Genomic DNA, 4197 nt, shown 5'->3' with positions numbered 1-4197 from the left:
CCGAAGTAGACGGCGACCTTGTTCAGGTGGAACGCGCTGCGGGCGAAGCTCGGCCAGTGCGGTGCGCCCTGCCAGAGGATCCGCTCGCCTTCCGGGAGGGGTCCCGGGAGGCCGCGGATCTGCTCTTTGTCACGACTTACGGTCAATGCTTGCGCTCAGGACAGATCAGGTGAGCGGGCCGAGACGCGACGGGTCGGCATACAGCTTGCCGCCGGCGAAGTAGGCGCAGATGCGGTCTTCTTCGCGCAGGGTGACCTGGTCGGGGTGGGCGAGGCCGGGGATGTCCGCGAACTGGGCGGCCTTGAGCGCGCGCACGCTGACCTGGCCGACCGGCTTGATGAACTTGGTGAAGTTGATCGGCAGCAGCACCTTGCGCGTGCCGTTGGCGGTCTGGACTTCGACTTCGTAGTAGCGGGCGCAGACTTCGGAGCGGTCGACCCAGATGTCGACGACGGTGCCGGCGACTTCGCGGTCGAAAGTGACGACGGTGGAGCCACGCGGGTCGGTCTCGCCTTCGGGCAGCCAGAAGTCGGTGGCGACGCGCATCGGGACGATCTTCGGCAGGCCTTCGAGGGTGGTGTCGGGCGTGTCGGCACGCAGCGCGTAGGAAGCGGGACCGACGCCGTCGATCAGCGGGTTCTCGGTCGCTTCGAGCGGGGCGCCGGCGAACGGATAGCGGCCGGGAACGGCGAGGATCTCGCGCTCATTGACGGGGCCGGGCTTCTGCACTTCGGCGCCGGAGCGGAGCAGGAAGGTCTTGGGATCGGGCGCCTTCGGCAGGCCGTTGTAGCCCTGGCTGCCGGTGCGGGCGGCCATGTCGTGTTCGAGCGGATAGCCTTCGCGCTTGTCTTCGCGGCGCAGGTAGATCAGCAGCCTGGCAAAGAAAATCCAGAAAGCGTAAAGCGTGAGCTGCGCCACATCGACGTAGCTGGTGATGGCACCACTTGGCATGTTGTTGACCTCCTTGGCTAATTGTTCAGCCGGGCAGTTCTGCGAGCCCGAATTTGTTCGACTGCGACGGCGGCCCGCCGTGACGACGGGCGAGCGGCCCGATCACCAGCAGCGTGATGCAAAGCAAGGCAACTTCGATGCAGTAGACCGCCTCGAACCCCGTGGCCGGAGTGTTCAGCGTCGGACCGAGCGCCCCCTGCGCTGCCAGTCCGGATACCACATCGCGAATCGCGCCGCCGAGTGCGATCGCCACCCCTGCGCAGGAGGCCTGGACGGCACCCCACGCACCGAGGGCCAGTCCGCTGTGGCCGCCCTGATTGAGCGACATTGCGGAGGTCAGGGTTCCGACGGAAAAAAGCCCGCCGCCGAAACCGATCAACGCCGCACCCCCGAAAAATAATACCGCAGATTCTGTCAATGCGGCAAAGATTACCGCGAGGAAGGCAACCAGCCCGGCGGCGGCGCCCAGGGTGGCGAGCTTGATCGGGTCGCCGCCGCGGCCGAGGCGATAGGCGGCGAGCGAGAAGGCGGTGATGGCGCCGGCGGCAGCGGCCGCGGTCAGCGTCGTCGTCTCGCCGACGGCCATGTGCAACACCTCGGCGCCGTAGGGTTCGAGCAGGATGTCCTGCATGGCAAACGCAGCGGACCCGAGGCCGACGACGGTGAGGAAGCGCTTGGCGTTGGGCTGGGCGACGAAGGCACGCCATTCGCTGCGGAAGTCGGTGGCGTTCTCGCCGGTGGTGCGCGAGGGCTGGCGCGCTTCCTGTTTCCAGAGCGCGACGAGGTTGAGGGCCATGGTGAGCACCGCGGCGCCCTGGACGACCTGGATCAGTCGGATCTGGCTGAAGTCGGCGAGCAGCGCGCCGAAGACGAGCGCCGAGAGCAGCGTGCCGACGAGCAGCATGACGTAGAGGAGCGCGACCACGCGCGGGCGCGTCTCGTCGTCGGCGAGATCGGTGGCGAGTGCCAGGCCGGCGGTCTGCGCCGTGTGCATGCCGGCGCCGACGAGCAGGAAGGCGAGCGCGGCGGCGGCCTGGCCGGCGAGCGGCGGCACCGGCAGTTCGGTCATGCCGGAGAGGACGATCAGCGCGAAGGGCATGATCGCGAAGCCGCCGAACTGCCAGAGCGTGCCGAGCCAGATGTAGGGGACGCGCTTCCAGCCGAGCGAGGACTTGTGGTGGTCGGAGCGGTGACCGATCAGCGCGCGGAAGGGCGCAAAGACGAGCGGCAAGGAGACCATCAGCGCGACCAGCCAGGTCGGCACCCCGAGTTCGACGATCATCACCCGGTTCAGGGTGCCGGTGAGCAGCACCGCGGCCATGCCGATCGAGATCTGGAACAGCGACAGGCGCAGGATGCGCGACAGCGGAAAGCCCTCACTGCCGGCGTCGGCGAAGGGCAGGAAGCGGGTGCCCATGGCGACCCAGTTACGGACGAAGAAGTTGGGCTGGCTCATGATCCTGGAAAAGGCAGTTGGCCACGAAAGGCACGAAAAACCGCATGAAAAAGAACGAAATCATTCATGGCGTTCGAGGCTCGCCAGGCGTTACCCGATGCAGTGGCCGCTCAATGACTAGAAGTCTGGGTTTTGTTTCGTGAATTTCGTGGCTGAAAAGAGGTGTTGGGGTCACGGATCCGCTGCGGGCGCGCTCAGGCGCTCGGGGCGATCAGTTCGAGCGCCTGGGAAGTGTAGAAACCGCTCTTGATGCGCTGCGTGCGGCCGATGGTCCAGGCCGGCAGTTCCTGCGCGAGCAGGCGCTTCAAGTGCGCTTCGCCGACCGGGACGATCGCGGGCGAGCGGTCCGAGCGCGGGAAGAACTTGCCGACCGCGTGCATCAGCGCGAGCGGGCCGGTCTTCGGCGCGAAGGTGAACACGATCGAGCCCTTGGTGCGCGCGGCGAAGCCCTTGATCACGCGCACGACGTCGGCGGCCTCGTAGTGGATCAGCGAGTCCATGGCGACGACGTGGTCGAACTCGCCGAGCGCGGGGTCGAACATGTCGCCGACGCGAAAGTCGATGCCGGCCGTGGCGGGGTCGGCCTTGGCGCGTTCGCGCGCTTCAGCGACGAGCGTCGCGGCGAGGTCGATGGCGACGACCTGGGCACCGCGGCGCGCGGCTTCCATCGACAGCATGCCGGTGCCGCAGCCGGCGTCGAACAGGCGACGGCCGGCGAAGTCGGCGGGCAGGTAGGAGAGCAGCGTCTGCCGCATCTGTTCGCGGCCGGCACGCACGGTCGCGCGGATGCGGTTCAGGGGCGAGTCCGAGGTCATCTTGACCCAGTTCTCGCTCGCGGTACGGCCGAAGTAGTGCTGCAGTTCGCCGCGGCGACGTTCGTAAGTTTGCGTGGTGGCGGTGGTGGTCTTGTCGCTCACGGGATCAGTCCTCGAAGCCGAGCAGGTCGAACAGGTCGCGGTCCTTCATCGGCTGCGCCGGCAGCGCGTCGGTGCCCTCCCACAGCTGCTGCGCGAGGTGCAGGTACTGCGCCTGCGCCGCCTGCACGTCGGGGTCGGACTCGTCCATCTCGAACAGGGTCGCCTTCTTCAGGCGGCTCCTGCGGATCACGTCGAGGTTCTGCAGGTGCGCGAGCGTCTTCATCCCGGTCGCGGCGTTGTACTTGTCGACCTGGTCGGTCGCCGCACTGCGGTTGGCGACGAGGCCGGCCAGGCGCACGCGGTAATCGCGCGACTTGGCGCCGATCGCGGCGACGATGCGGTTGGCGGCAAAGAGCGAGTCGAAGTCGTTGGCGGTGACGATGACGACGCGCTCGGCGAACTGCAGCGGTGCGGCGAAGCCGCCGCAGACGACGTCACCGAGGACGTCGAAGATGACGACGTCGGCGTCCTCGAGCAGGTGGTGCTGCTTCAAAAGCTTCACCGTCTGGCCGACGACATAGCCGCCGCAGCCGGTCCCGGCCGGCGGGCCGCCGGCTTCGACGCACATCACGCCGTTGTAGCCGGGAAACACGTAGTCCTCGGGGCGCAGTTCCTCGGGATGGAAATTGACCGATTCGAGCACGTCGATGACGGTCGGGATCAGCGACTTGGTCAGCGTGAAGGTCGAGTCGTGCTTCGGGTCGCAGCCGATCTGCAAGACCCGGAGGCCGAGCTTGGAGAAGGCGACGGCGAGGTTCGACGAGGTCGTGCTCTTGCCGATGCCGCCCTTGCCATAGACCGCGAAGACCTTGGCGCTGCCGATCTTGACCGGTTCGGCTGCCACCTGGACGCTGCCCTCGCCGTCGTCGTGCT

Annotated in this window: 4 protein-coding genes; all 4 read right to left on the bottom strand. The window is 67.4% G+C overall.

Annotated features, from left to right (window positions below; all coding sequences use genetic code 11):
• Positions 1-165: 165 nt before the first annotated feature.
• Positions 166-951, bottom strand: coding sequence for a photosynthetic reaction center subunit H (gene puhA / locus CCR84_RS11230; RefSeq protein ID WP_201212288.1), 786 nt, complete (start codon positions 949-951; stop codon positions 166-168).
• Positions 952-976: 25 nt separating this feature from the next.
• The gene (locus tag CCR84_RS11225) at positions 977-2407 is read right to left on the bottom strand and encodes a BCD family MFS transporter (protein ID WP_201212286.1); all 1431 of its coding nucleotides are present in this window, start codon (positions 2405-2407) and stop codon (positions 977-979) included.
• Between the two features lie 194 nt (positions 2408-2601).
• Positions 2602-3324 (bottom strand): magnesium protoporphyrin IX methyltransferase, encoded by a 723-nt coding sequence (gene bchM, locus CCR84_RS11220; protein ID WP_201212284.1) that lies wholly within the window; start codon positions 3322-3324, stop codon positions 2602-2604.
• Positions 3325-3328: 4 nt separating this feature from the next.
• A partial coding sequence (gene bchL, locus CCR84_RS11215; RefSeq protein ID WP_201212282.1) for a ferredoxin:protochlorophyllide reductase (ATP-dependent) iron-sulfur ATP-binding protein occupies positions 3329-4197 on the bottom strand: 869 nt, incomplete at its 5' end.

Source organism: Rhodocyclus purpureus (assembly GCF_016653115.1).
GTDB classification, from domain to species: domain Bacteria; phylum Pseudomonadota; class Gammaproteobacteria; order Burkholderiales; family Rhodocyclaceae; genus Rhodocyclus; species Rhodocyclus purpureus.
The sequence above is the reverse complement of the archived record's forward strand: the minus strand, read 5'-3'. Positions and strand labels throughout refer to the sequence as shown.

Excerpts from the sequence above, each read along its gene's own strand:
- CCR84_RS11225 (WP_201212286.1), bottom strand. The coding sequence starts at position 2,407 with ATGAGCCAGCCCAACTTCTTCGTCCGTAACTGGGTCGCCATGGGCACC.
- puhA (WP_201212288.1), bottom strand. The coding sequence starts at position 951 with ATGCCAAGTGGTGCCATCACCAGCTACGTCGATGTGGCGCAGCTCACG.